Genomic DNA, 22,759 nt, shown 5'->3' on the forward strand with positions numbered 1-22,759 from the left:
TCAGACCTCCAGCGAGCTGATGGTGGCGGAGACGCAGCCGGTGACCACACCCGAGGCGGCCGGCACGAAAAGGTATTTCGCCCCGGCCCGGGCCCCGGTGCCGCGCAGGTGGTCGTGCAGGACCAGGAAGTGCGAGGTGGTGGAGGTGTTGCCGTACTTCTCGACCACGGACAGCGACTCGGGCATCGGCGTACCGAACGCGACCTCGCCATGGCCGTTGAAGTTCCGGATGAACTTGCTGCCGACCTGGTGGTGGATGATGTAGTCGTAGTCCTCGGCGGCGAAGTCGGACCCGCGTTTGGCCAGGAAGTCACTCTGAAACCGGGTCCACAGCCGGGAGCGTTCTTCCTTGTGCATCTGATGGTTGTCGGTGTAGAGGGCGATGCCCTGGTTGCGGTCGCTCGGTTTGCCGATGCACAGGTGGGAGTACTCCGAGCAGGTCATCAGCTCCACGTAATGGATCCGGTCGGCCTCCGACGTGGATTCGTCGACGATGACCGCCGCGCCGGAGTCGCCGACGGTCAGCGAGCCGAACTGCGGGTCGTACGCCTCGCTGATCTCCTTGACCGCGGTTTCCGCTATAGCGGTGATCCGTTCACCGCTTATGACGATTCCGTTACGAACGCTTCCTGATTTGATCATCCGGTCCAGGATCGCGACGCCGGTCATCATTCCGGCGCAGGCATTGGAGACGTCGAAGTGAATCGCCTGCCGGGCGCCGAGCGCCCGGGCGAGTTGGTGGGCGAAGGACGGCTCGAAATGGAAGTCGTCGCCGTCCTTGAACCGGGTGATCGACGTCGAAATGATCACATCGAGGTCGGCGGCGGCGTACCGCGAGCGGGACAGGCAGTCCTCGGCCGCCCGCAGGGCCAGCACGAACGAGTCCTCGAAGGTTTCCGGGCGCTTGTCGTGGACCCGTCGTTCACCGATCCCGGTGATGCTCTGAAGGTCGAACGGTGGCTGGTAGCTCATCTGCGCGACGAGGTCCCGGGTGGTGACGACGGTCGTCGGAAGGTAGGCACCGATCGATTCGAAACGGGTGTGAATCACCAGAACACCTTCGGATGTGCGGCCACCTCGGATGGCCGTGCTGAGTCCCGCGAATTGACTGCGGGCAATGCTTTCGCCAGGCATTCGTCCAATCAAGCAAATGAGAGATGTGTCATGCCGGAATTCGTGCCGGAAACCCGCACGCCGCCACCGCGACACTTGCGGGAAACCGTTTTCCGGCCGGTACCGGCGCATGCGGTCCGGGTCGGGGCTCCGCTGCCCCGGCCCGGACCGTCACGGTTGAGCGGCGCTCAGCTCAGGCTGAACCTCTGGTTGGCCTGGCCGTTGCAGTCGTAGATCTGGACCTGCTGGCCGTTGCCGGTTCCCCACACGTCGAGGCACCGTCCGGACTGCACACCGCTGATGGTGCCGTTGGAGTTGACGTTCCACTGCTGGTTGGCCTGCCCGTTGCAGGCGTAGATCTGCACGGCCGAGCCGTTGCCGGAGCCGGCGGCGTCCAGGCACCTCGTGCCGTACACCGTCAGTTGCCTGCTGGACGTGAGCGTCCAGGTCTGGTTGGCCTGGCCGTTGCAGTCGTAGAGCTGTACGCGGGTGCCGTTGGTCTGTGAAGCGCTCGGCACGTCGATGCACCGGCCGGACTGGGCGCCGAGGATCCGGTTGCCGGTGCCCGGTGTGGCCGAGGAGGACGGGGTCGGCGAGGACGGGGCCGGCGAGGACGGGTTCGGGCTCGCGCCGTTGAGAGCGTTGAGCACCGAGGTGTAGGCGGACTTCTTGTTGCCGTTGCCGTCGAACAGCAGCGGGCTCTCGCTGGAACGCCAGGAGTCGCTGTCGCGTACGCCCCACACGGTGATGCCGATGCAGCGGGGCACGTTGAGGCAGGCCTGGGTCAGGCCGGCGTACTGGCTGGTCGAGGCGTTGGTGACGTCGACCTCGGTCAGGGCGACGTCCACGCCCAGGGCCGCGAAACTCGACAGGGTGGTCTGGAAGTTGCCCGGCAGCGAGCTACCGCCGGTGAAGTGGGTCTGCAGGCCCACACAGTCGATCGGCACGCCCCGGGACTTGAAATCCCGGATCATGTTGTAGACGCCCTGCGTCTTGCCGTAGGACCAGTTCTCGATGTTGTAGTCGTTGTAGCAGAGCTTGACCGACGGGTCGGCGTTGCGCGCGGTGCGGAACGCCACCTCGATCCAGTCGTTGCCGGTGCCCTGGAGGTTGGACGAGCGGCGGCTGCCGTCCTCGTTGAAGGCCTCGTTGACGACGTCCCAGGCGGCGAGCTTTCCCTTGTAGTGGGCCATCACGCCGTTGATGTGATCGATCATGGCCTGGCGCAGAGTGCTGCCGCTGAGGCTCTGCATCCAGCCCGGCTGTTGTGCGTGCCAGGCGAGGGTGTGGCCGCGGACCTTCATGCCGCGCTGGGTCGCCCAGTTGTAGATCTGGTCGCCGGAGCTGAAGTTGAACTGGCCGCGGTTGGGCTGGGTCGCGTCCGGCTTCATCTCGTTCTCGGCGGTCACCATGTCGAACTCGCGCGCGGCGATCGTGGTGTAGGTGGAGTTGCTCAGTCGTCCGGCGGCGATCGCCGTACCGAAGTAGCGGCCCGACTGCTGGGCCGCGCTGCCCAGGGTGGCCGCTGCCGCATTGGCATCCGGCATCGCCGTCAGGGCGCCGAACGCACCGACGGCGGCGACCGTGCCGGCGATCAGCGTTCGAACCCACAACGATCGGGATCGTATCTCCACGAGAGCTTCCCTTCTCGAGCCGCCGGGCATCGCGCACGGCGGCAGACCCGGCATGCGGGCAAAAGATTCCGGTGGGTGCACGAGCCGCGTTAGTAAGACGGACTTCAATGCAAGGCCATGCTGGCACGGTAATGGAGTCGAAACAATAGATTCCGGAGAAGCTTCGTAAGTATCAGCGAGAGCGACTCCTCCTGGTGACGTTATGATCATGCTGTCTACCTGGGCATTTGCGTTGCCGATATCGCGTTGGCGCGCATCCATCCTGATGTGAACTCACGCGGCGCTCATTGGTTCTCCGAAACTTTCGGCTCTCCGACTTTCTGTGATGTCTCCGCATAACACTTTTGGGTCGACCTCTTTCATCGGCCGGAAGCCGAAATCCTGGAATGCGAGCCGCCTTTTTTAGCGTCAGACACGGCTCCAGCGCTGGTTGGCGGCGGCGGTGCAGGTCCACAGCAGTACGAGCGTGCCGTTGGCGGTCAGGTTGCGGTCGACGTCCAGGCACAGCCCGGAGGCGGCGCCGCGAACGGTGCCGTCGGTGTTGAGGGTCCACTGCTGGTTGGCGCCGCCGTTGCAGTCCCAGAGCTGGACCTTGGCGCCGGCGGTGGCGCCGATCGGCGCGTCGAGGCATTTGCCGACCGCTTGAAGGGTCTGGCCGGTGGTGGTCCAGCGCTGGTTGGCGCCGCTGTTGCAGTCCCAGATGACCGGCTGGGTGCCGTTGGCGGTGTTCCCGTTCGGTACGTCGAGGCAGCGTCCCGAGGCGGCGCTGACGAGCGTGGTGGTGGCCGGTGGTGTGCTGGTCCCGCCGCTGACCCGGTAGACCGCGGTGCCGTGGGCGGGGACGCCGGCGCTGATGCTGCCGGTGCTGGTCGTCGTCGCACCGGTCCAGGCGTCCTGCACCGTGAAGGAATTGCCGGACTTGCCGATCGCCGCGGCGGTGGTCGAGATCGTCGTGGTGGAGCCGCCCACGTTGAGCAGGGCGACGGCGACGTCACCGTTGGCCAGTCGTTTGGCCAGCACCCGGCGCGTCCCGTCGTACGAGATCTGGGTCGCCTGGAGGCCGAGCGTGTCCTGGTTGATCGCGATGAGCCGGGGGTTCTTCAGGATGGCCTGGGTGGCTGTGCTCATCGACCGTAGGTCGTTGCCGGCGATCAGCGGCGAAGCCATGATCGCCCAGAGGGCGAAGTGGCTGCGCATCTCGGTGTCGGTCATCCCGCCGCGGCCGACCTCCATCATGTCCGGGTCGTTGAACCCGCCGGGCCGGGCGTATCCGGCCAGCGGCACGGTGACGTCGACGATGTTCTTCACGCCCATCGGGTAGCCGTTGGTCTGCCCGGTGTCCCAGGCGTTGGTGATGTCCTCGGTGGTGCGCCACATGTTGGCGACGTCGCCCCAGTCACGCTGCGGGCCGGTCTTGGCGTGGATGCTGTTCGGGTTGATGCTGTAGACGATCGGCCGGCCGGTCGCCGCGAGCGCGTCACGCATCCTGGCGAACGTGGTGACCTGGTCGTTGATCGAGCCGCTCGGTGAGCACCAGTCGTACTTGAGGAAGTCGACACCCCAGGCGGCGAACTGCCGGGCGTCCTGCGCCTCGTGCCCCTGGGCCCCGGTGGCGCCGGGGTAGCTGCCGAAGTACTGAGCGCAGGTGCGGTCCAGCGGCGCCTGGTAGATGCCGAATTTGAGCCCGCGGTTGTGCAGGTGGTCGCCCAGCGCCTTCATGCCGCTGGGGAACCGGGCCGGATCGCCCTGGAGGTTGCCGGAGGCGTCGCGGTTCGGGTTCATCCAGCAGTCGTCGACGACGACGTACTGGTAGCCCAGTTCCCGCATGCCGCTGGAGACCATCGCGTCGGCCATCTGCTGGATCAACGTTTCGTTGATGTTGCAGCCGAAAGTGTTCCAGCTGTTCCAGCCCATCGGTGGGGTGCGGGCCACGTCATTGTCCAGCGCCTGGGCCGCGGAGCCGGGAAGGACGGCCGTGGCGCCGGCCAGCAGCATGGCCACGGCGAAAAGGGTCTTCAGTTTCTTCATCATCACCCTCTGTTGTTGGGGGTCCCTGTTATCGATCACACCATCTTTCAAGCAGTTGAGCGCCTGAGGTCTACTGGTCCTGGGAGCGCTAACAGCTTGACCCGGAAGATTGCCAGGATGTTTCAAGACATTCAAGAGGGACTTTTTTGTAATCCGAGAAGCGGCGTGGGGAATGGCGACTTTTGCTACGTAAAAACTATCTTCGGAAAATCTGTTATGGCGACCCGTCGCATGAAGTCGCCCCCTCTCTCGTTGAAATTTACGAAGCATCTCCGTAACATCCGAGCCACCCAGCAATTGACAGAGCTGGATGTCCGACGTCCGAGATCCGGAGGTTTCCATGGCAAAGCGAACAGCTGTCGCCGCCGCGGCGCTGTTGATCGTCGCGGTGACGGCGGTTGTCACCGGCGGGACCGCCTCGGCCGGGCAGGAGACCGCCCTGGCCGCCACCGCGGGATGCGGAAAGACGCCGACGTTGCGGGACGGGTCCTACACGATCCAGAGCGGCGGCCGGGCCCGGACGTACATCCTGCGGCTGCCCGGCAACTACACCAGCAGCCGGGCCTACCGGCTCGTCGTCGGCCTGCACTGGCTCAACGGCAGCGCGAACGACGTGGTCGGCAACGGCTTCTACGGGCTGCAGCAGCGGTCCGGCGACAGCGCGATCTTCGTGGCGCCGCAGGGCCTCGACGCCGGCTGGGCCAACACCGGCGATCGTGATGTGACCCTGGTCGACGACATCCTGCGCGTCGTCGAGGCAGACCTGTGTGTCGACACGTCGCAACGGTTCGCCCTGGGATTCAGCTACGGCGGCGCCATGAGTTACGCCCTGGCCTGTGCGCGGCCGGCCGTCTTCCGGGCCGTCGCGCCGATCGCCGGCGCCAATCTCAGCGGCTGCTCCCCGGGCACCCAGCCGGTCGCCTACTTCGGCATCCACGGCATCCGGGACAGCGTTCTCAACATCTCGATGGGCCGGTCGATCCGGGACACTTTCGTCCGGGCCGACGGCTGCACGGCGCAGAGTCCGCCCGAGCCGGCGCAGGGCAGCGGAACCCATGTCACCACCACGTACTCGGGCTGCCGTGCCGGATATCCGGTTCAGTGGGCGGCGCACGACGGTGACCACGTGCCCCTGCCGACCGACCGCAACGCCTCGACGTCCTGGGTGTCCGGCGAGGTGTGGCAGTTCTTCACCCAGTTCGGCGGCACGACCACGCCGTCGAACCCGCCTTCCAGCCCGTCGTCCAGCCCGTCGTCCAGCCCTTCGCCGGGCGGCACGGCGTGCCGTGCCACCAGCACCGTCAACGCCTGGAACAACGGCCTGACCGCCAATATCACCGTCACCAACACCGGCGCTTCCACGATCAACGGCTGGACCGTCGCCTTCGTCCTGCCCTCGGGCCAGACGATCACCAGCGGCTGGAACGCCACCTACGCGCCCGGCTCCGGCCGGGTCACGGCGGCCAACGTCGCCTACAACGCGGGCCTGGCACCCGGCGCGTCGGTCAGTTTCGGGTTCCAGGCCACCCACACCGGCGACAGCGGGGCCCCGACCGGGTACGCGCTGAACGGTTCCGCCTGCGCCGGCGGATGACTCCGGTCAAGCCCGCGCCCGCAGCGGCGGCGGTGTGGGCGTACGCATCGGATCCGGTCGCGCCGCGCCGCCGCCGACCACGACCGTCAGGCCGCCGATGATCGACAGGGCCGCGCCGGTCACGGTGATCACGGTCGGCAGCGCGGGTGGGATGTCGAGGAACGTCACGATGCCCAGGATCCGGTGCAGGCCCCACGGCAGCAGCGCCATCTGGTCGTTCCAGGCGCTGAGCGCGCGTTCCAGGCCGGCCGACCGGATCAGCGCGCCGACCGCGAGCACCGGAACGCCCGCCGCGAGCATGACGCCGCCGGTGACCCGGCGGCGCGACCAGCCGTAACGGCCGCGCAGCACCGAGCCGACGGCCACGAACAGCCAGGCGAAGGACGCGAAAGCGACGGTGACGTACGCCGTCCGCGCGACCGGATCGGTCCAGAACTGGAACCAGTAGAGGCCCGGGCCGCGAACCGCCAGCACGGCCAGCAGTAGAACCGTGCGCAGCAACGCCACCCCGCCGATCACCGTCCACAGGGCGTACGGGTCACGGCCGCGGACCAGGAGCCGGGCCACCAGCGCGAACAGAACCCAGGAGCCGAGCGTCACCAGCAGGTGTGCCGGGGCCGCGAACCAGGTGTAGATCTCGCGGCTGAGCAGCAGCGCGGCAGCCGGGAACAGGATCGCGATCCACCGTGCCGTCCGGGTCGGGGTCGATGGCGCCTTCCACGGCATGATCGCCGCCCGCCAGAGGGACCGGACCGGCCGCCACGGCACCAGGATCGAGAGGAGCAGGAGGCCGAGCAGGACGCGCGCCAGGATCGCCATCGCCGGATCCCGGTCGGACCGCTCGGTGCCGAGGTCGGCCGCGGTGAAGTTGTAGGCGGGCAGGTCGACGTCGCCACTGTACTTACCCACGTAGACGTCACGGGCCTCCCGGTACGCGATCTCCGCGGCCTTCCACTGCTCGCGCGCGGTCGCGGAGCCGGTGTCGAGCCACTGCGCCCGCCGCAGGAACATCGTGCGGTAGGCGCCGAGCGTGCCGTACAGATCCCTCTGGTACGCCAGCGAGTCCAGCAGTTGCTCCCGCAGGGCCGGGTCACGCCACGTCGCCGGGTCGGTGGCGGCCACGCCGTCGTACTGTTCGGCGGCGATCGCGACGGCCCGCTCGCCCTCGGCGATCGTCTCGTCGACGTGGCCGCGGCTGATCGCGTAGACGCTGCTCAGCACGGCGGAGTCGCCGGTGGCGATGTCCCACTCGAAGATCCACATCATCGGCGGCGGTTCGAGGCCGAGGGCCTTCACCGCGTTGTCCGCGTACGGGGTCAGGTACAGCCCCTTCGTCACGGCCGCCCGCGAACTCGCGAACATCCGGGAGATCGCGGCCACCGTCTCCGGGTCGGTGGAGAACGTCTGGCGTACCCAGTCGGCGGTGATCTCGCCCGGGTCGGCGTCCGGTTGCCGGGCCAGCCGGCCCATCGCGTACACGTTCAGGTCGTAGAGCTGCCAGAACCCGGTGCGCAGATACAGCGTCATGGGACCGGCGCGCAGCGGGCCACCCTCCTGTGTCCACAGCCAGACGCCCTCGATGTGCGGGTTGCCGGCCAGCAGCTGCCTCAATGCGGACGCGTGCAGGGCCGTCAGGTCGTTGGGCAGCGAGCCGAAACCCTCGAACTCACGGCGGCCCTGGAACTCGACGATGCGCCGCTGGCCGCCCACCGCCAGCGTGGTGTTGAGCGGCAGGTGACTGTAGAAGTCGCCGAGCGTGAACTTCGTCGAGACGATCAGGCGGGGGTCGTCGATATCGCCGAGCACCTCCTCGTACGAATCGGGGTTGGTGTGCAGGTCGCCGACGGCGCCGACGCCGACCGTCCAGGTCCGGAAGATGATGTCCCGGTCGCTCTCGGCGGCCACCGCGAGGAAGGCCTTCAGCATCGCCCGCACCTTCTCGGGCGTGGTGACCGCGATGCGGGAGAAGTAGTCCCAGCCCGGCGCGGCATAGGCGGAGCCGCCCTCGCCGATGCGGATCATCAGGCCGGACGCGAACGGCATGCTCGCGAACAGCTCACGCAGTCCGGCCTGGTAGACCGCCCACTGGTCGGGCTGCTCGGCCAGGTACGCGTCGAGCGGCCCGGACAGCGCCAGCATGTCGGTCATGAAGTAGACCCGCATGCCCATGTCCGCCGCGTACCGGAAGACCGGCTCGAACGCGGCGACCATCGCCTGCGCGCGGGCGATGTGCGGGTCCCCGGCCGGGTAGACGGCATGGCCGTCGCCGACGTTCGCGAAGGTCACGTACTCCAGGAAACCGGGCACGACGACACCGTTGTAGCCCTGCGCGGCCGAGTGGTCGACGAACTGCCGGAACTGGGCGGCGACCTTCTCCACCCCGGCCCGGTCGACCCACGGCGCCCGCGGCAGCAGCGTGCCGGTGACGATGTCGGAGTTGAGCGAGTAGTCGGTGCCTCTGCTCCAGCGCGCCGCATCGGGTTCGCGGCCGACCGAACCCACGTCGGTCAGGCGCAGACCCAGCTTCGGCGTCACCGGCCCGGTGCCGACCGGCGTGCCGGACCGGATCTGATCAGCCACCGAGTACAGGCCGGCGGCGGCGCCCGCCTCACTCGCCGCGGTCAGCGTGAGACCGGTGGCGGTCCGGTCGAGCCGGTAGTCCTCGCCGGTGCCACCCTCGCCCACGATCACCTTCAGTACGCCGTCGGCGTTCTGCCCCGCGGCGGCGTCCGTGACCGCCCGCGCCGCGACGTCCAGCCGGTGCGTGTGGCGGTCCATCGTCACCGACCCGATCGGGGAGGCGACGGCGGTCCGCTGCGGCGCGGTGCCGGACGGCTCGGCCATCACCGTGGCCGGCGTCCAGGACAGCCGCAGGGCACCGCTCAGCCCGAACGCCGTTCCGGCGCCGAGGGCGAGCAGCACGATGATGATCATGAGGCGGCGCATGCCTATTTGTAGAGTAAGAGGCCACTATTTGCTAGAGCTGACCGAGCAGACCCGACTGGTACGCGAAGACCACCAACTGGGCACGGTCCCGGGCGCCGAGCTTGATCATCGCCCGGCTGACGTGGGTCCGGGCGGTGGCCGTGCTGATCGCCAGCCGCCCGGCGATCTCGTCGTTGGCCAGCCCCTCGGCCGCGAGCACCATGATCTCGCGCTCCCGGGCGGTCAGCGTGGGCAGCAGCGGGTGCGGCGACGGGGTACGCCGGTTGAGCGTCACGAACTCGCGTACCAGGGTCCGGGTGACCGACGGCGACATCAGCGCACCTCCCTCGGCGACCACCCCGATCGCGCGGATCAGCTCGGCCGGGGTGGTGTCCTTGAGCAGGAAGCCGCTGGCCCCGTACCGCAGCGCGTCGAAGACGTACTGATCCTGCTCGAAGGTGGTCAGCACGATGATCCGGGTCGCGGCCAGCGCGGGATCCGCGGCGATCCGGCGGGTCGCCTCCAACCCGTCGATGCCGGGCATGCGGATGTCCATCAGGACGATGTCGGGACGGGTACGGACGGTCTCGGCCACCGCCGTCAGACCGTCCGCGGCCTCACCGGCACAGGCGAGGCCGTCCTCGTTGTCGATCAGGGTGCGCAGACCGAACCGGATCAGATCCTGGTCGTCCGCGATCAGGATGCGGATCATGCCGGAGCCCCGAGCGGAAGCCGGGCACTGACCTCGAAACGCCGCTCCACCGGGCCCGCGGTGACCTGCCCGCCGAGCGCCTCGACGCGGGCCCGCATGCCGGTGATGCCGGAGCCCGTACCGGGACGGGGTGTGCCGGTCAGCGGGTTGACGACGCTGATCGTGACACTGTCCGGCCGGTACCGGATGGTGAGGTCGGCCGGCCCGCCGTCGCCGTGGCGCAGGACATTGGTCAGCGACTCCTGCACGACGCGGTACGCGGCGAGGTCCACCGCGGGCGGCAGCACCCGGTCCCGCTCGCCGTCGGTGTGCAGGTGGACGTCCACCCCCGCGTCGACCATCCGCCGCAGCAGCTGGTCGAGCCCGCCGAGCCCCGCCGCCGGGGTGCCGTCGCGGGTGGTGGCCAGCGTCGAGCGCAGTTCGTCCAGGGCCTGCTGACTGCTGCGGCTGATCGCCTCCAGCGCCGGCCGGGCATGCCCGGGATTGCGGGCCATGACGTGCAGCGCGACGTCCGCCTGCATCTTGATGGCGGCCAGGCCGTGCCCGACGATGTCGTGCACCTCCTGCGAGATCCGCAGGCGCTCGTCGTCCACACTCCGGCGGATCGTCTCGGCCCGCGCCTGCCGGGCGGCGGCGGAACGCAACCGCAGCCCGTACCCGACGGTGGCCGGCACCACCACCCAGGCGATCACCGGGACCACACCCAGCCAGCCCAGCCGGCCCTCCGAGGTGAACAGGTGGATCACCAGCAGGGGCAGCGCCGCGACGGCACACCACAGCGCGGCGCGCAGCGGGGCGTGCCGGGCCGCGCTGTAGACCGCGAACATCATCAGGGCCAGGATCGGGCCGTACGGGTAACCCATGGCGAGGTAGCCGGCCGTGCACAGCGCCGCCACCACCAGGGCCACCAGCGGTTTCCGGCGCCGCACGGCCAGGGCCAGGGCCGCCACGACCACCAGGGCGTAACCGGCCGGATCCAGTGGCGCGGCGGGATGGCTCACCTCGGCGGCGCCCCTGCTGCCCACGACAGCCGTCACCGCGAGCAGAACGGCCAGCACCAGGTCAGCCCGCACCGCACCATCCTCTCAAACCAGCGGGTACGCCGCGGCTGCCGCGACGGCGGCACCGTAGACGGCCACGGCCACGGCGACGGTACGGGTACGCCGGGTCTCGTCCCAGCCGGTCCGGGACAGCAGCCAGGCCAGGGCGGGCAGCACCAGGACACCGTGCAGGCCGAGCGCGTGCACCGGTTTGAGGAAGCCGGCCACCTCGTACCCCCGCTGTTGATCGCCGCCGTTGACCGTGATCACACCTCGGGCGATCATCGCCGCACCGGAGAGCAGCCCGATCAGCAGGAACACGAAGCCCGCCCGCAACGCCAGGCGCATGCTCGGCGCCGTCCGCGCCCGGAACGCCGCCAGGACGAGCAGCCCCAGCACCACCACCAGGACACCACCGCCGACCGCGAGCACCGTCGACACCGCCGAGTCGAAGCCGGTCTCGCGGTTGAGGTGGGACGGCACATGCCGCCACGCCTGGAGGGTGATCCCGGCGACCTCGGCGCAGCAGTCCACCGCGAAGATCCCCAGCAGCCATCCGCGCCGCCGGCCGGACAACGGCAGGTACGCCGACAGCCACACCACCGTGAGCAGGGTCAGCCCGAACGACAGCCCGAACGTGATCGGCTTCCGCCACGACACCGGCCCCTGCCACGGCCCGCCGTCGACGGCGAACACCGCGAGGTGGAACAGCCCGGAGCCGATCAGCACCAGACCGATGACCCAGCAGACCCGCTCGACGCCGACCAACCGTTGCTTCGTTGTCAACCGCACCGGACCATCCTCGGGCGGCACGCCCATCGGGTCGTCCGTCACGCGGCGGCTTTCCGGGTACGCAGATCTGCGTACCCGGACCCTAGAACGCCGCCGTCACGCTGTAGGCGCCGCGGGCACAGCCACTGACCCGCCAGCCGCCCGTGACCTGCTCCGACGACAGATCGGTGACCCCCGTCGCGGTCAGGCCGGGCTTCGCGTCGCCGGGCACCCAGATGTCGACCCGGCAGTTCGCGGGATCGTCGGCGGCGGTGGCGGTGATCCGCAGCCCGCCGTCCGGATCCGAGAGGAGCGAGTCGAGCCGGCCCGGCAGCGCTCGCGGGAAGGCCCGGGACAGCGGTTGCGCGAAGCCCGCCGGCGGCGGCGTCGACGCACCGGTACGGCAGTCGACGGCGACCAGGTTCCCGGACGTCGTGGCGTCGGCGCCGGTCTCGGGCGAACCGCACCCCTGCCGCCACACCCAGAACGCACCACCGGCGCCGAGCCGGTCCTGGGCCGCCGCGAAGCGCCGCACCTTGACACCGTCCACCGCCGGGTCGCCGAACCAGCCCCATTCGCCGAACCACAGCGCGGCCCCGTACGCCCGGGCGGCACGGGCCGACGTGGCGAGGTTCCGCTCGATGGACGCGATCGTCAGGCCCAGGCCCTGGTCCATGCTGATCGACTCGCTGTACGGGTGCGGGGCGAACACCAGCTGCCGGTCGCCGGTGAACCCGGGCGCCGGGGCCGCGTCGAACCCGAGGCCGGACCACAGCACGCTCGGCTCGAAGAAGGCGAGGTGCGTGTGCCCGCCGGCGGCCTGCTCGGCCTGACGGATGGCCGTGATCGCGGCGTCGTAGTACCGGCCGAGCAGCAGCCCCGAGCTGACCGGCGGATTCGCCCCGATCCCGGGCTCGTTGAGCAGGTCGTACCCGGCGACAGCGGGCTCGCCGGCGAAGGCCTTCGCCACGAACGCCCACGTACGCACGAGTTCACTCTGGATGCCGTCACGGTCGGTGTAGAAGTTCCCGAACGCCGTCGCCACCGCCGGCGCCAGGTCGCGGGCCAGGAACTCGCAGTGCGCCGTCCCGTCGGTGATCGTCGCCCACCCGGGCGCGCCGTCCCAGCCGCGGGCCGGACTCGTCCCGCCGCCGCACCGCGCGGAGGGACGGGCGATCGCGTTGCCCCACGCGTCCTCGTGCATGTCCAGGACGGTGTAGATCCCGTGGGCCTTCGCCCCGGCCACCGCGTCCCTGATCCGCTGAAGGTAGGACTCGTCGAAGGTGCCGCGCTCAGGCTCCAGCCGCGACCACGACATGCCGAGCCGCATCACGTTGAAGCCCATCGCCGCCATCTGCTCGAAGTCGCCGTCGGTCAGCGGTTGTGTCGCCGGAACGGCCGGATCACGCAGGTAGTAGTCGATCAGCTGGTTCACGTTGACCCCACGGAGGATCACCTGCCGGCCGGTGACGTCACCGATCGTGGCGAGCCCGTCCCCGGCAGGCGCCGGAAGCACCCGGAGGTACTCCATGCCACCGGACGCCGCGACCTCCTCGGCGGCCGGCGGCCCCGCGGGAGCCGGCACTCCGATCAAAGGCACAAGAGCCAGCACGAGTACGCCGGTCGCCGCGACCGGCAGCACCCGCGATCGCAGCCGCCATCCCGCCGCGACCACGACAGCGCCGAGGAGACCGGCCATCGCACCGTAACCGATACCGGTCGCGACGCTGATCAGCGAGGTGGCAACCCACCACTGGTCCGTCGACGAGGGCAGCGCGGTGAGGACGGCATCGACGACCCCGAGGGCGAGGCCCGCCACCACCGAGGCCAGGAACACGGTCACCGACGCCACCAGCGGGCCGGCCTGCGTCAGACGCCGCCCCGCCACCCAGGCGGCCCCGGCGAACACCGCCAGGAACAGCGCCGTGCCGGCGAGGAAGCCGAGTACGCCGTCGGCCGCGCTCGATGCGGCCAGGAATCCGTCGAACGCGTACCCGACCGGTCCGCCGCGCCACCAGTGAGCTGCCGGTCCGATCGCTGCCAGGCCGGTCACCACCAGCATGACCGTGATGGGGAAGGTGACCGGGGAGGACTCGGCCTCGCGGGGCGCCGGCCGTGGCCCGAACCGGGCGGCGAGCGCCGCGCCGGCCGCGACCAGCACGCCGACCAGCAGGAACTTGATCGCCGCGAAGCCGCTCGTGCTGAGCGCGTACGTCAGGGCCGAGCCGACCGAGAGGTGCGGCCCCACCATCGGGAGCGCCGACGCGAACCCGGTCGCGGCGGTCGCCCAGGCGCCGGCGCCGGTCACCGCGAGCCACGTGGCGGCGAACACCCACCTGGCCGCCGCCTGCCCGGCGACCACGAAGGTGGGGACGGCGGTGCCCACGAGCAGGACCGGGAGACCGATCACGAGGGGCGCCCAGCGGTAGACGCCACCCGTACCCAGCAGCGGCAGCCCTCGACCGCCGATCGGCGCGAGCAGACCGGACGGATCCGCCACGGCGGCAGCCGCCAGGACGGCGACGAGGATGACGACGGCGGTCGCGGCGGCACGGATCTGTGTGATGCTGATCATGGTGGACGCGAATCATACTCGCGTTCCGCGTTTTGTCAGCCCACCCGAGAGCCTGTCAGTAGACCCAGCGCAGAGCCGCCGCCACATCCTCCGGACCGGCATCGCGGAACCGGGCCGCCTCGCCCCGCCGGACCGCCACGACCGCGTCGAACAGCGTCGACCCGAGCGCCTCCCGCAGCACCGCATCCGCCGCGAACTCGCCCACCGCCGCGTCCAGAGTCGTCGGCAACCGCGGCGCGCCCGGCAGATTCACCGGATCACCGGCAATCGGCTCCGGCAGCGGCCGCCGCCCGGCGAGCCCGTCCAGCGCCGCCGCCACCAGCGCCCCGAGCAGCAGGTACGGGTTCGCGGTCAGGTCGAAGCACTTCACCTCCAGGTTCGCCGCCCCGGCCAGACCCGCGGTCCCCGGCACGAACCGCAGGGCCGCCTCCCGGGTCTCCACACCCCAGCAGGCGAAAACCCCCGCCCAGTGCGACGGCACCAGCCGCAGATAGCTTCCCGGGGTGGGCGCGCCCACCGCCAGCAGCGCCGGAAGGTGGGCCAGGATCCCGGCCGCCGCGAACCCGCCGTCACCGGACGGGAATCCGTCGAACAGGTTGCTCCCGTCCCGCCACACCGACAGATGCACGTGGCCGCCGTTACCGACCCGATCGGCGACCACCACCGGCGCGAACGACGCCCGCAACCCGTGCCGGTGAGACACCGCGCGGATGGTCTGGCGCACCAGGACACTGTCATCGGCCGCGCCCACCGGATCGGAGGCCGCGACCGACACCTCGAACTGCCCGGCCGCGTACTCGGGATGCAACTGGTCGACCTGGACACCCTGCTCCTCCAGCGCGACCAGCACATCGCGGGCGTAGTCGCTCAACTCGACCAGGCGAGACATCCCGTACGCCGGACCGCGGCACGCGGGAACGAAGTCGTCACCGTCGCGCCCGACCGCCCACTCCACCTCGATCGCCATCCGGAACGACACGCCCTCGGCCGCCGCCAGGCCCACCATCCGCCGGGCGAAGCCACGCTGATCGGCCACCCACGGCTCGCCCTCCTGAGTGAACCGGTCGGCCGGCGCCCACGCCCAGCCCGGCTGCCCCGACAGCACCACGAGCCGGTCCAGATCCGGGCGCAGGCGCAGATCACCGTCGGGGCCACCGAGCCGGTCGGTGCTCGTGATCGAGTCGTCGGAGAGAAAGACGTCGAACACCGGCGACATGCCGACACCCCATTGGACGGCATGCTCCAGCCGGGACAGCGGCACGGTCTTGACGCGGTTGATCCCGGCCGTGTCCACGTACGAAAGAATGACGCCGCGCACACCCCGCTCGCGCAACTCAAGCACCCCGGGCATACCCATCTTCCCTTCATAGCCGGTAGACCCGCTCAGCGTTACCGGATCCGACCAGCTCTCCCACCCGGGTGGCGCCGGCCGCCGACCACCGTCCCTCCCGCACCCACGCGCCGGTCACCGCTTCGAACGCCTGCCGGAACGACAGCGCGCCGAGATGATGCAGCTCGGCCAGCCCGAACGCGTCGGAGGAATAGAGCACCTTGTGGAAAGGCGCCAGCTCCAGCGACTCGGCGACGACCGCCGGGGCGCGGGCGCCCACATGGTTGACGGCCAGCCCGACGTCGACGTACACGTGCGGGAACGCGTGCGCGAGGTAGCCGGCCCGCCGGTGGAACGGATAGCAGTGCAACAGCATGACGCTGACGTGCCGGTCCCGGGTCGCCCGCAGGAAGCCGGTCAGCAGCAGCGGGTCGCAGCGCGCCAGGTCGAGGTCCGGGTCGCCGAAGCCGACGTGGAACTGTATCGGCAGGCCACGCTCCACACCGGCCCAGATCAGGTGGCGCAGCAGCACCGGGTCGTCCAGCCGTGGCCGGCCGCGGCGCAGCCACCTTCCCGCGGCCCGGGCCACCTCCCGCCGGCTCGGCGGAAGCGGATCGAAATCCAGGCCGTACCGGTAGGCGACGATCGACTTGACACCGGCCGCGCCCGCCACGGCCAGGTCGAGTCCGGCCGCGAACGCGCCCGCGAAACCCGCCGCGGTCGTCTCCGGCAGCGCTTCGGCGACAGCTTCCAGGCGTACGATCTCGCGAACCTGCGCCCCGGAGGCCGCCGCCATCTCCGGCCCGTCCAGCAACTCACCGGGGCGGTACCCGGAGTCCACCAGGAACACGTCCATGTCGGCCGCCCGCAGCAGCCGCCGGTTCACCTCGTCCGCTCCCAGCTCGCGGCGCCGGGCCAGGTAGACGTCCGGCTCCGCGTGCGGATCCAGGTCCAGAACCGGCGCACACCAGCGCCGCACGGCGAAACCCAGCTGCGAGTCGAACATCGAGCAGCCCATCGGCGCCGCCCGGTCCGACTCGGTCAGGAGCGACTCGAACCCGGCCCGCTCGAGCGGCTCGGTCACCACACCGTGACAGTGATGGTCGATCAGGCGCACCGGTCCAGTATCGCGACCGTCCCGGATCCGGCGACCACGTTCGCCCTTCACCACCCGGTCAGGGAACGCCGGGTGCTGGACACCGCCCCGCACCTCAGCCGCGGTCGCGCTCCGCGAGCAGGGCAGCGGCTTCCGATCGCAGCGCCGCCGCCTCCTCGGCCTGCCGCACGCTGACCGCCGGCAGGGCCAGGAGGCGGCCGGCCTGCTGGTTCAGCGCTGTCGCCAGGCCGGACAGTCCCCGGACCCGGTTGGCGCCGAGAGCCTCCCGGCAGACGGCGACAGCCTCCGCGCCGAGGGCGATCGCGACCGCCGGCTGCCCCGCCTCGTCCAGCCGCCTTGCCTGCTCGCGCAGCACGAAGGCGTGGTAGGGCAGGAACCCGGCACGGTTGGCCGCGAACGACTCCCGCGCCGACTCCACGGCCTCGTGGCCCGCGTCGAGCGCCGGCCCGAGGCGGCCCACGGCGGCGAGCTGGTTGGCGTACAGATTCAACACCCGCGCCAACCAGGGCAGGTGGACGGCACGATTCTGAGCGGACAGTTCGCGGCGCAGCCGTACGGCCTCTTCGTACAGTGGCAGGTTCTCCTCGCCGGTCTCGGCGAGGAAGGCGCAGTTGGACAGCACCTCGGCCAGTTTCCCGAGGTGGGCGCCCCGGTCCGCGGCGACCAGTGCCCGGCGGATCTCGAGTGACTCGGCCATCAGGGGCCGTGCCTCCGCGATCCGGTCCGCCGCGGCCAGGCCGGTGGCGTACGACGACAGCGCCGCCGCCAGACCGGGCAGCCCCGCCACCGGGTCCGCCGTGGTGATCTCCCGCTGCAACGTCACGGCCTCCTCGGATGCCGCCAGCGACTCCTCCCAGCGGGAGACCTTGGACAAGATGACGGCCTGGTTGGTCAGGGCCATGGCCAGGTTCGGCAGCCGTCCGAGACGGTCCCGGGCGGCCAGCGCACGATGCCGGGCGACGGCTTCGGCCGCCGTCTCCGCCGCCTCCTGCCAGCGGCCCGCCTCGAACAGCCGGCCGGCGTGGTTGGCCGCCGCCCGGGCCTGTTCGACGTCCAGGGCGACGTCGGCTGTCGTGGCCTCCACCCTTCGCTGCAACGCGATCCGGTTCCGGTCGCTGACGGCCAAGGCCTCGGCGTCCTCACCAGCGGCCGCCAGAACCTGTGCAAGGGTTCCCTGGATCCAGGCGGCAGCCCCCTCCGGAAGTCGAGCGGTGGAGTCGGCGGCCGCCCGGATGTGCGGCACGGCATCAGCGGCCCGTCCCGACTTCATCAGCCAGAACGCGAGGTTTGCCCGCGTCGTCGGCAGCAACTCGGAATGCCCGGATCCGGTGGGCACCGCCTGCGCGAGTTCGAGCGCCTCTTCGGCGTCGCGCAGTGCCCCGGCGAGGTCACCCAGCGCCGCGAGCGCGATCGAATGGCGTACCAGGGCATGGGCCAGCAACGGGGCGATTTCGGTGCGGGGCACGCGCCGGATGGCGCGCAGCAAACTGACGGCCTGCTCGCTCGCGGTCGCCGCCTCGGTATGACGGTTCGTCTTGGACAGTTCCGTCGCCTCGTTCACCAGCGCGGCGGCCCGCCACCGCGCCGCCACCGGGTCCTCACCCCGTAACCGTGACAGCCAGTCCATGGGAGCACCCTATTGAGCTTTTCATGTCGAGGTAAGGCGGTGCCGGGTCGTTGGCGGCGAGGGGCCGGGCAGGGCGGGCGGTAGAAGGCCCTGGCCAGCAACGACACGGCCCCGGGCGCCGCGTGGTGACCTCCATGGAAGTGATTGTGCTTAGTATCGATGCCAGTCTCTGCCGTGATCATCCACGAGGGATCACGGTGGACGGAGCCGATCGGGCATACGTGACACGGGGAGGCAATCGTGGACTTGCGGCTGTTGGGGCCGGTGGAACTCTGGACCGAGGGGAAACCGATCAGGGTGGGGCCGCCGAAACAGCGGGCGGTCCTGGCCGCCCTGGCCTATTCGGTGGGGCAACCGGTGCCGGTCAGTGTGCTGATCGAGCGGGTCTGGTGCGACAGCCCACCCGCCGAGGCACGGACGAGCATTCAAGCCTATGTGACGCGGCTGCGGCGGCTCACGGGGCCGGAGCGGCCGATCGACATCGCCCGGGCCGGCGACGGCTACCAGCTCAACCTGCCCTGGCCGGATGTCGACGTGAACAGGGCCCGCCGTCTCGCCCAGCAGGCGCGCTCCAGTCTGGAGGCCGGCGACCACGGCGAGGCGTCCCGGCTGTCCCAGGACGCGATCAACCTGTGGCGCGGCGAACCGCTCGCCGGTGTCACCGGAACCTGGGCCGACCGGGTCCGCGCCGGCCTGCTCGGTGAGCATCTCAGTCTGCTGGCCGTACACGCCCGGGCCCTGCTCGACCTGGACCGGAAGCACGACGCGGTGGTGGTCCTGACGGAGGCGGTCGCGGAACATCCCGGTGCCGAGCAGCTGACCGGACAGCTCATGGTCGCGCTGCAACGCTGCGGCCAGGCGGTCGAGGCGCTGGCCGCCTATCGCCGACTGCATCGGCATCTGGCCGACCACCTCGGGGTCGAACCGGGGCCGGAGTTGCGCCGGCTGCACCAGGCGCTGCTGCGGCCGAAGCCGGACCCCGGCCGGCCGCTGCCGCCGGCCGCCGACGCGGCCGGGCACGTCGACGAGATCACCGAGGAGATGCGGGGCCTGATCCGTTGCTGTCACCGGCAGGGCTCCATCGCCGACGAGCATCGTGCCCGGCTGCGGCGCTCGCTGGAGCACTGCCTGGCGGCCGCCGCCCAGGCGGCCCGGCTGCTGGCATGAGTCAGCGCATGGGCCGGACCGCCACGCCCAGCAGATGCCCGGCATCCAGGTAACCGAATTCGCGGGAGTCCCGGCTCTCGGCGGGGTTGTCGCCGAGGACGACCAGTGAGCCCTCCGGCACCACGTCGCCGGCCACGTCGCGGAGTGCGGGCACCCGATCTCGGGGCACCGGGTCACCGGGCACGGCGACCACACGTTTCACGATGACGCGGTCCACCGGCAGGGTCGGCAGTGGCTCGCGGGCGACGACGATCGCACCCCGGCGCACCTGAGCCGGGGTGCACCGCCGGATCAGGAGCCGGTCCCCCGCCCGCAGGGCCGGTTCCATGCTCCGCCCGTCCACCACGGCGATCCAGTGCCGGGTCCATCTCCAGAGACCGAGCGATCTCACCCGACCGCCTCGCGGTAGCCCTCCGACTGCAGGCGGAACAGTGCGGCATAGCCGCCGCCGGCCGCCATCAGGGTGTCGTGGTCGCCCTGCTCGACGATCCTGCCGTCCGCCAGCACCACGATCAGGTCGGCCCGCCGTACCGTGTTGAGCCGGTGGGAGATCAGCAGGCTCGTCGCTCCGGCCCGGTGGTCGCGGACCCGCTCGTGCACCTCGTGCTCGGCCATCGGATCGAGCCCGGAGCTCGGTTCGTCGAGGATCATCAGGTCGCGCCGGTCGCGGACCAGTGCCCGCGCCAATGCCAGGCGCTGCCACTGCCCGCCGGACAGCACCACTCCGCTGGCGCCGGAACCGGGCTCGGCGCCCTCGAAGAACATCCTGGTCAGCAGGGTGTCATAGCCGCGGGGCAGGGTCGTCAGGGTGTCGTGGATCCCGGCCCGGCCGGCGGCGGCCCGGATCCGCGACGGGTCCTCCAGAGCGCCGATGTCGCCGAGCGCGATGTTCTCCGCGGCGGTCAGGTCGTAGTTCATGTGGTCCTGGAACACGACGCTGATCCGGTCCCGCAGCCGGGCCTGGGAAACCTCCCGCAGATCGACGCCGTCCCAGGTGATCGAACCCCGCTGCGGGTCGTAGAGCCGGCACAGCAGCTTCACCAGCGTGCTCTTGCCGGCTCCGTTCAGGCCGACCAGGGCGACCGTCGCGCCGTACGGCACGAACAGGTCCACCCCGCGCAGGATCCACGGGTGCTCGTCGCTGTACCGGAACCAGACATCACGCAGCCGCAGACCGTGCCGCAGTGCCGGCAGGGGATGGGGCCGCGCCGGTTCCGGCAGGTCCGGGCCGGCCTGCACGACCGCCCGGTAGTGGTCGAACATGAGGACACTGTGATGGGTGGTGGCCAACTCCGAGACCATGGCACGCGAGGCGCCCTGCACCCCGACCACCGCGGCGACGAACATCGACACGTCACCGACGGTGAGGATCCCGCGGGTGGCGGCCAGTACCGCCCACACCAGGCCACCGCCGGCGACCAGCGCGGCGAGCGCCGCCAGCGTCCCCTCGACCCGCAGGGTGCGCAGATCCATGAGGCGGCGGGCGGCGTCCACCGCGGATCGCTCCGCGGTCATTCGCTGCCGCAGGAAGCGGCCGGACCCGAACAGGCGAATCTCCTTCGCGGCGTCCACACTGGTCAACAGGGTGCGATAGAAGAGCTCGCGACGTTCGGCGGGACCCACCTGCCAGGCCACCGCCGCCCGGCGCCGGGACAACCGGATCTCCATCACCAGCATCGGTACGGCGGCCGCGAGCACGACTCCGGTCATGACGGGACTCAGCACCAGCAGTGAGCCGACGAACCCGATCAGGGTCAGCGACGCCCGGCCCAGGCCGAAGACGCCGGTGACGAAGTCGGGCGAGCTGTCCACGCCCTGCTGTGCCAGGCGCAGCCGGTCCAGGAATCGCGGGTCCTCGAATCGGCCGAGACCGGTGAAACGTTCGGTGGCGGCGAACAGCCGGTCCATGGCCCGCCGCCCGGCACGGCGGCCGAGTTCCGCGCGTAGGTACTCGCCGGACGACCCCGCGGCACCGGCGAGCACACCGATCACCGCCAGCCCGGCGACCAGCCACAGGACCGTGCCGGTCGGGGCCGCGCGGGTCAGACCGTCCAGGACCAGTTTGGTGAGCCAGGCCGTCGCGACGGGGACGGCCGACTCCAGCACCATCACCAGGAGATGACCGGCCACCACGGCGGGCGCGGAGCGTACCGTCAGATCGGCGGCCTGGGTGGCCGCGGCCCGGAGGTCGCGCGCCGACGGTGTGCCGCTCACCGCGCCGCGACCGGCGCCGGAAAGGAGTCCATCCGTCCGCCGCTGACCAGTACCCGCCGCTCGGCGTCGAGCAGGTAGACGGCCGGGAACGCGGTGGCCCGGAACGCCCGCGGCAACGGGGCGTCCGCGGAAGCGACGACCACCCGCGCCACTTCGGAGAGAACGCTCACGTAGTCGGCGGCAGTCTCCGGAGTGCCGGCGACCACCGCGAGCACCCGTTGCCGGCCGCCGGGCATCCGCCGGGCATAGTCGGCGAATTCCGGCAGCAGCTCGGTGCACGGCGCGCAGCCCGGCGAGAAGAAGCCCACCAGAGCGGGGAAGGCGTCCACCGGATCGCCGTCGATCGTCGTCGCCGTGAACTCGCCGACGGCCGTACCTACCGGCAGGACCGGGTCCGCGCCACCGGGGTGATGGCCCTGCGACTCCCGCAGGCGGCGGATGACCCCGACGGTGAGTACGAGATTCAGCATGCCGAGCACTCCCACCAGCACGAGGGCGGCGACAATGACAATCATCCGGATCTCCCTGGAGTAACCGCCGAACGCCGTGAAGGCTGGTCGGCGAACAGTTCGACGATGTCGTCGAAGAACACGAGCACGATCGCGCCCAGCACACCGGCCGGAATCGCCACCAGCATCCCGGCGGGCTGGGCGGATCCGGAGCCGGCGACGCCCACCGCGGCGGCCGACGTCACGACGACGAGCAGTCCGTCAGGCCGGCTACCGCCCGGGGGTTCCGGCCGGACATGCCCGGCAGCTCCCGGAGCGACGCGGCGAAGGAGTGGAAAGCCGATCGCGAGTGGAGCTTGCCCACCACCGCCCAGAGAAAGACCACACCGATCAGGCATCGACCGGCAATCGCGACGTACGCCATGACACCTCCCGTCAGGTGCGGGTCCGGACGGCACACGGT

General features: G+C 70.7%; 18 protein-coding genes. 2 read left to right on the plus strand and 16 right to left on the minus strand.

The window, feature by feature from the left end; genetic code table 11:
* The 3 genes from BJ964_RS20905 to BJ964_RS20915 all read right to left on the minus strand — a co-directional run bounded on the left by BJ964_RS20905 (nucleotide 1) and on the right by BJ964_RS20915 (nucleotide 4,778).
* Nucleotides 1–1,050, minus strand: coding sequence for a 3-oxoacyl-ACP synthase III family protein (locus tag BJ964_RS20905; protein ID WP_229806990.1), 1,050 nt, complete (start codon nucleotides 1,048–1,050; stop codon nucleotides 1–3).
* 251 nt (nucleotides 1,051–1,301) lie between these two features.
* Complete coding sequence (locus BJ964_RS20910) at nucleotides 1,302–2,777, minus strand: endo-1,4-beta-xylanase (protein WP_188127069.1); 1,476 nt, start codon at nucleotides 2,775–2,777, stop codon at nucleotides 1,302–1,304.
* Between the two features lie 378 nt (nucleotides 2,778–3,155).
* Nucleotides 3,156–4,778, minus strand: a complete 1,623-nt coding sequence (locus BJ964_RS20915) for a glycoside hydrolase family 27 protein (RefSeq protein WP_188122235.1) — start codon at nucleotides 4,776–4,778, stop codon at nucleotides 3,156–3,158.
* A 337-nt stretch (nucleotides 4,779–5,115) separates the two neighbouring features.
* Between BJ964_RS20915 and BJ964_RS20920 the strand changes: the two genes are divergently transcribed.
* Nucleotides 5,116–6,369 (plus strand): cellulose binding domain-containing protein, encoded by a 1,254-nt coding sequence (locus tag BJ964_RS20920; RefSeq protein ID WP_188122236.1) that lies wholly within the window; start codon nucleotides 5,116–5,118, stop codon nucleotides 6,367–6,369.
* Between the two features lie 6 nt (nucleotides 6,370–6,375).
* Here the strand turns inward: BJ964_RS20920 and BJ964_RS20925 are convergent, their stop codons facing one another.
* The 8 genes from BJ964_RS20925 to BJ964_RS20960 all read right to left on the minus strand — a co-directional run bounded on the left by BJ964_RS20925 (nucleotide 6,376) and on the right by BJ964_RS20960 (nucleotide 18,466).
* The gene (locus tag BJ964_RS20925) at nucleotides 6,376–9,315 is read right to left on the minus strand and encodes a hypothetical protein (protein ID WP_188122237.1); all 2,940 of its coding nucleotides are present in this window, start codon (nucleotides 9,313–9,315) and stop codon (nucleotides 6,376–6,378) included.
* A 31-nt stretch (nucleotides 9,316–9,346) separates the two neighbouring features.
* Entirely contained in the window at nucleotides 9,347–10,006 is a 660-nt protein-coding gene (locus tag BJ964_RS20930) for a response regulator (protein WP_188122238.1), read from the minus strand.
* Nucleotides 10,003–11,079 carry a sensor histidine kinase gene (locus tag BJ964_RS20935; RefSeq protein ID WP_188122239.1) on the minus strand — a complete coding sequence of 359 codons (1,077 nt, stop codon included), beginning with the start codon at nucleotides 11,077–11,079 and terminating at the stop codon, nucleotides 10,003–10,005. The genes BJ964_RS20930 and BJ964_RS20935 overlap by 4 nt, the downstream gene beginning before the upstream one ends.
* 12 nt (nucleotides 11,080–11,091) lie before the next feature.
* Nucleotides 11,092–11,838: a hypothetical protein gene (locus BJ964_RS20940; protein ID WP_188122240.1), complete on the minus strand. Its 747-nt coding sequence runs from the start codon at nucleotides 11,836–11,838 to the stop codon at nucleotides 11,092–11,094.
* A gap of 82 nt (nucleotides 11,839–11,920) precedes the next feature.
* A complete protein-coding gene (locus tag BJ964_RS20945; RefSeq protein ID WP_188122241.1) occupies nucleotides 11,921–14,392 on the minus strand; it encodes a glycoside hydrolase family 5 protein in 2,472 nt (823 codons plus the stop codon).
* A gap of 55 nt (nucleotides 14,393–14,447) precedes the next feature.
* Complete coding sequence (locus BJ964_RS20950; protein ID WP_262479352.1) at nucleotides 14,448–15,743, minus strand: type I glutamate--ammonia ligase; 1,296 nt, start codon at nucleotides 15,741–15,743, stop codon at nucleotides 14,448–14,450.
* Nucleotides 15,744–15,756: 13 nt separating this feature from the next.
* A complete protein-coding gene (locus BJ964_RS20955; protein WP_268248029.1) occupies nucleotides 15,757–16,839 on the minus strand; it encodes an amidohydrolase family protein in 1,083 nt (360 codons plus the stop codon).
* 94 nt (nucleotides 16,840–16,933) lie between these two features.
* On the minus strand, nucleotides 16,934–18,466 hold the full coding sequence (locus tag BJ964_RS20960) for a tetratricopeptide repeat protein (protein ID WP_188122243.1): 1,533 nt from the start codon (nucleotides 18,464–18,466) through the stop codon (nucleotides 16,934–16,936).
* Nucleotides 18,467–18,706: 240 nt separating this feature from the next.
* Between BJ964_RS20960 and BJ964_RS20965 the strand changes: the two genes are divergently transcribed.
* A complete protein-coding gene (locus BJ964_RS20965; protein ID WP_188122244.1) occupies nucleotides 18,707–19,633 on the plus strand; it encodes an AfsR/SARP family transcriptional regulator in 927 nt (308 codons plus the stop codon).
* Nucleotide 19,634: 1 nt separating this feature from the next.
* Here the strand turns inward: BJ964_RS20965 and BJ964_RS20970 are convergent, their stop codons facing one another.
* Genes BJ964_RS20970 through BJ964_RS20990 form a run of 5 tightly spaced genes read right to left on the minus strand, consistent with a single transcriptional unit; the run spans nucleotide 19,635 to nucleotide 22,720 of the window.
* A complete protein-coding gene (locus BJ964_RS20970) occupies nucleotides 19,635–20,024 on the minus strand; it encodes a S26 family signal peptidase (RefSeq protein WP_229806992.1) in 390 nt (129 codons plus the stop codon).
* Nucleotides 20,021–21,847: an ABC transporter ATP-binding protein gene (locus BJ964_RS20975; protein WP_229806993.1), complete on the minus strand. Its 1,827-nt coding sequence runs from the start codon at nucleotides 21,845–21,847 to the stop codon at nucleotides 20,021–20,023. Before BJ964_RS20975 ends, BJ964_RS20970 begins: the two co-directional genes overlap by 4 nt.
* Nucleotides 21,844–22,362 carry a TlpA family protein disulfide reductase gene (locus tag BJ964_RS20980; RefSeq protein WP_188122245.1) on the minus strand — a complete coding sequence of 173 codons (519 nt, stop codon included), beginning with the start codon at nucleotides 22,360–22,362 and terminating at the stop codon, nucleotides 21,844–21,846. Before BJ964_RS20980 ends, BJ964_RS20975 begins: the two co-directional genes overlap by 4 nt.
* On the minus strand, nucleotides 22,359–22,541 hold the full coding sequence (locus BJ964_RS20985; RefSeq protein ID WP_188122246.1) for a hypothetical protein: 183 nt from the start codon (nucleotides 22,539–22,541) through the stop codon (nucleotides 22,359–22,361). The genes BJ964_RS20980 and BJ964_RS20985 overlap by 4 nt, the downstream gene beginning before the upstream one ends.
* A complete protein-coding gene (locus BJ964_RS20990) occupies nucleotides 22,538–22,720 on the minus strand; it encodes a hypothetical protein (protein ID WP_188122247.1) in 183 nt (60 codons plus the stop codon). Before BJ964_RS20990 ends, BJ964_RS20985 begins: the two co-directional genes overlap by 4 nt.
* Nucleotides 22,721–22,759: the final 39 nt, after the last annotated feature.

Origin of the sequence: Actinoplanes lobatus (assembly GCF_014205215.1) — a bacterium.
GTDB lineage: Bacteria > Actinomycetota > Actinomycetes > Mycobacteriales > Micromonosporaceae > Actinoplanes > Actinoplanes lobatus.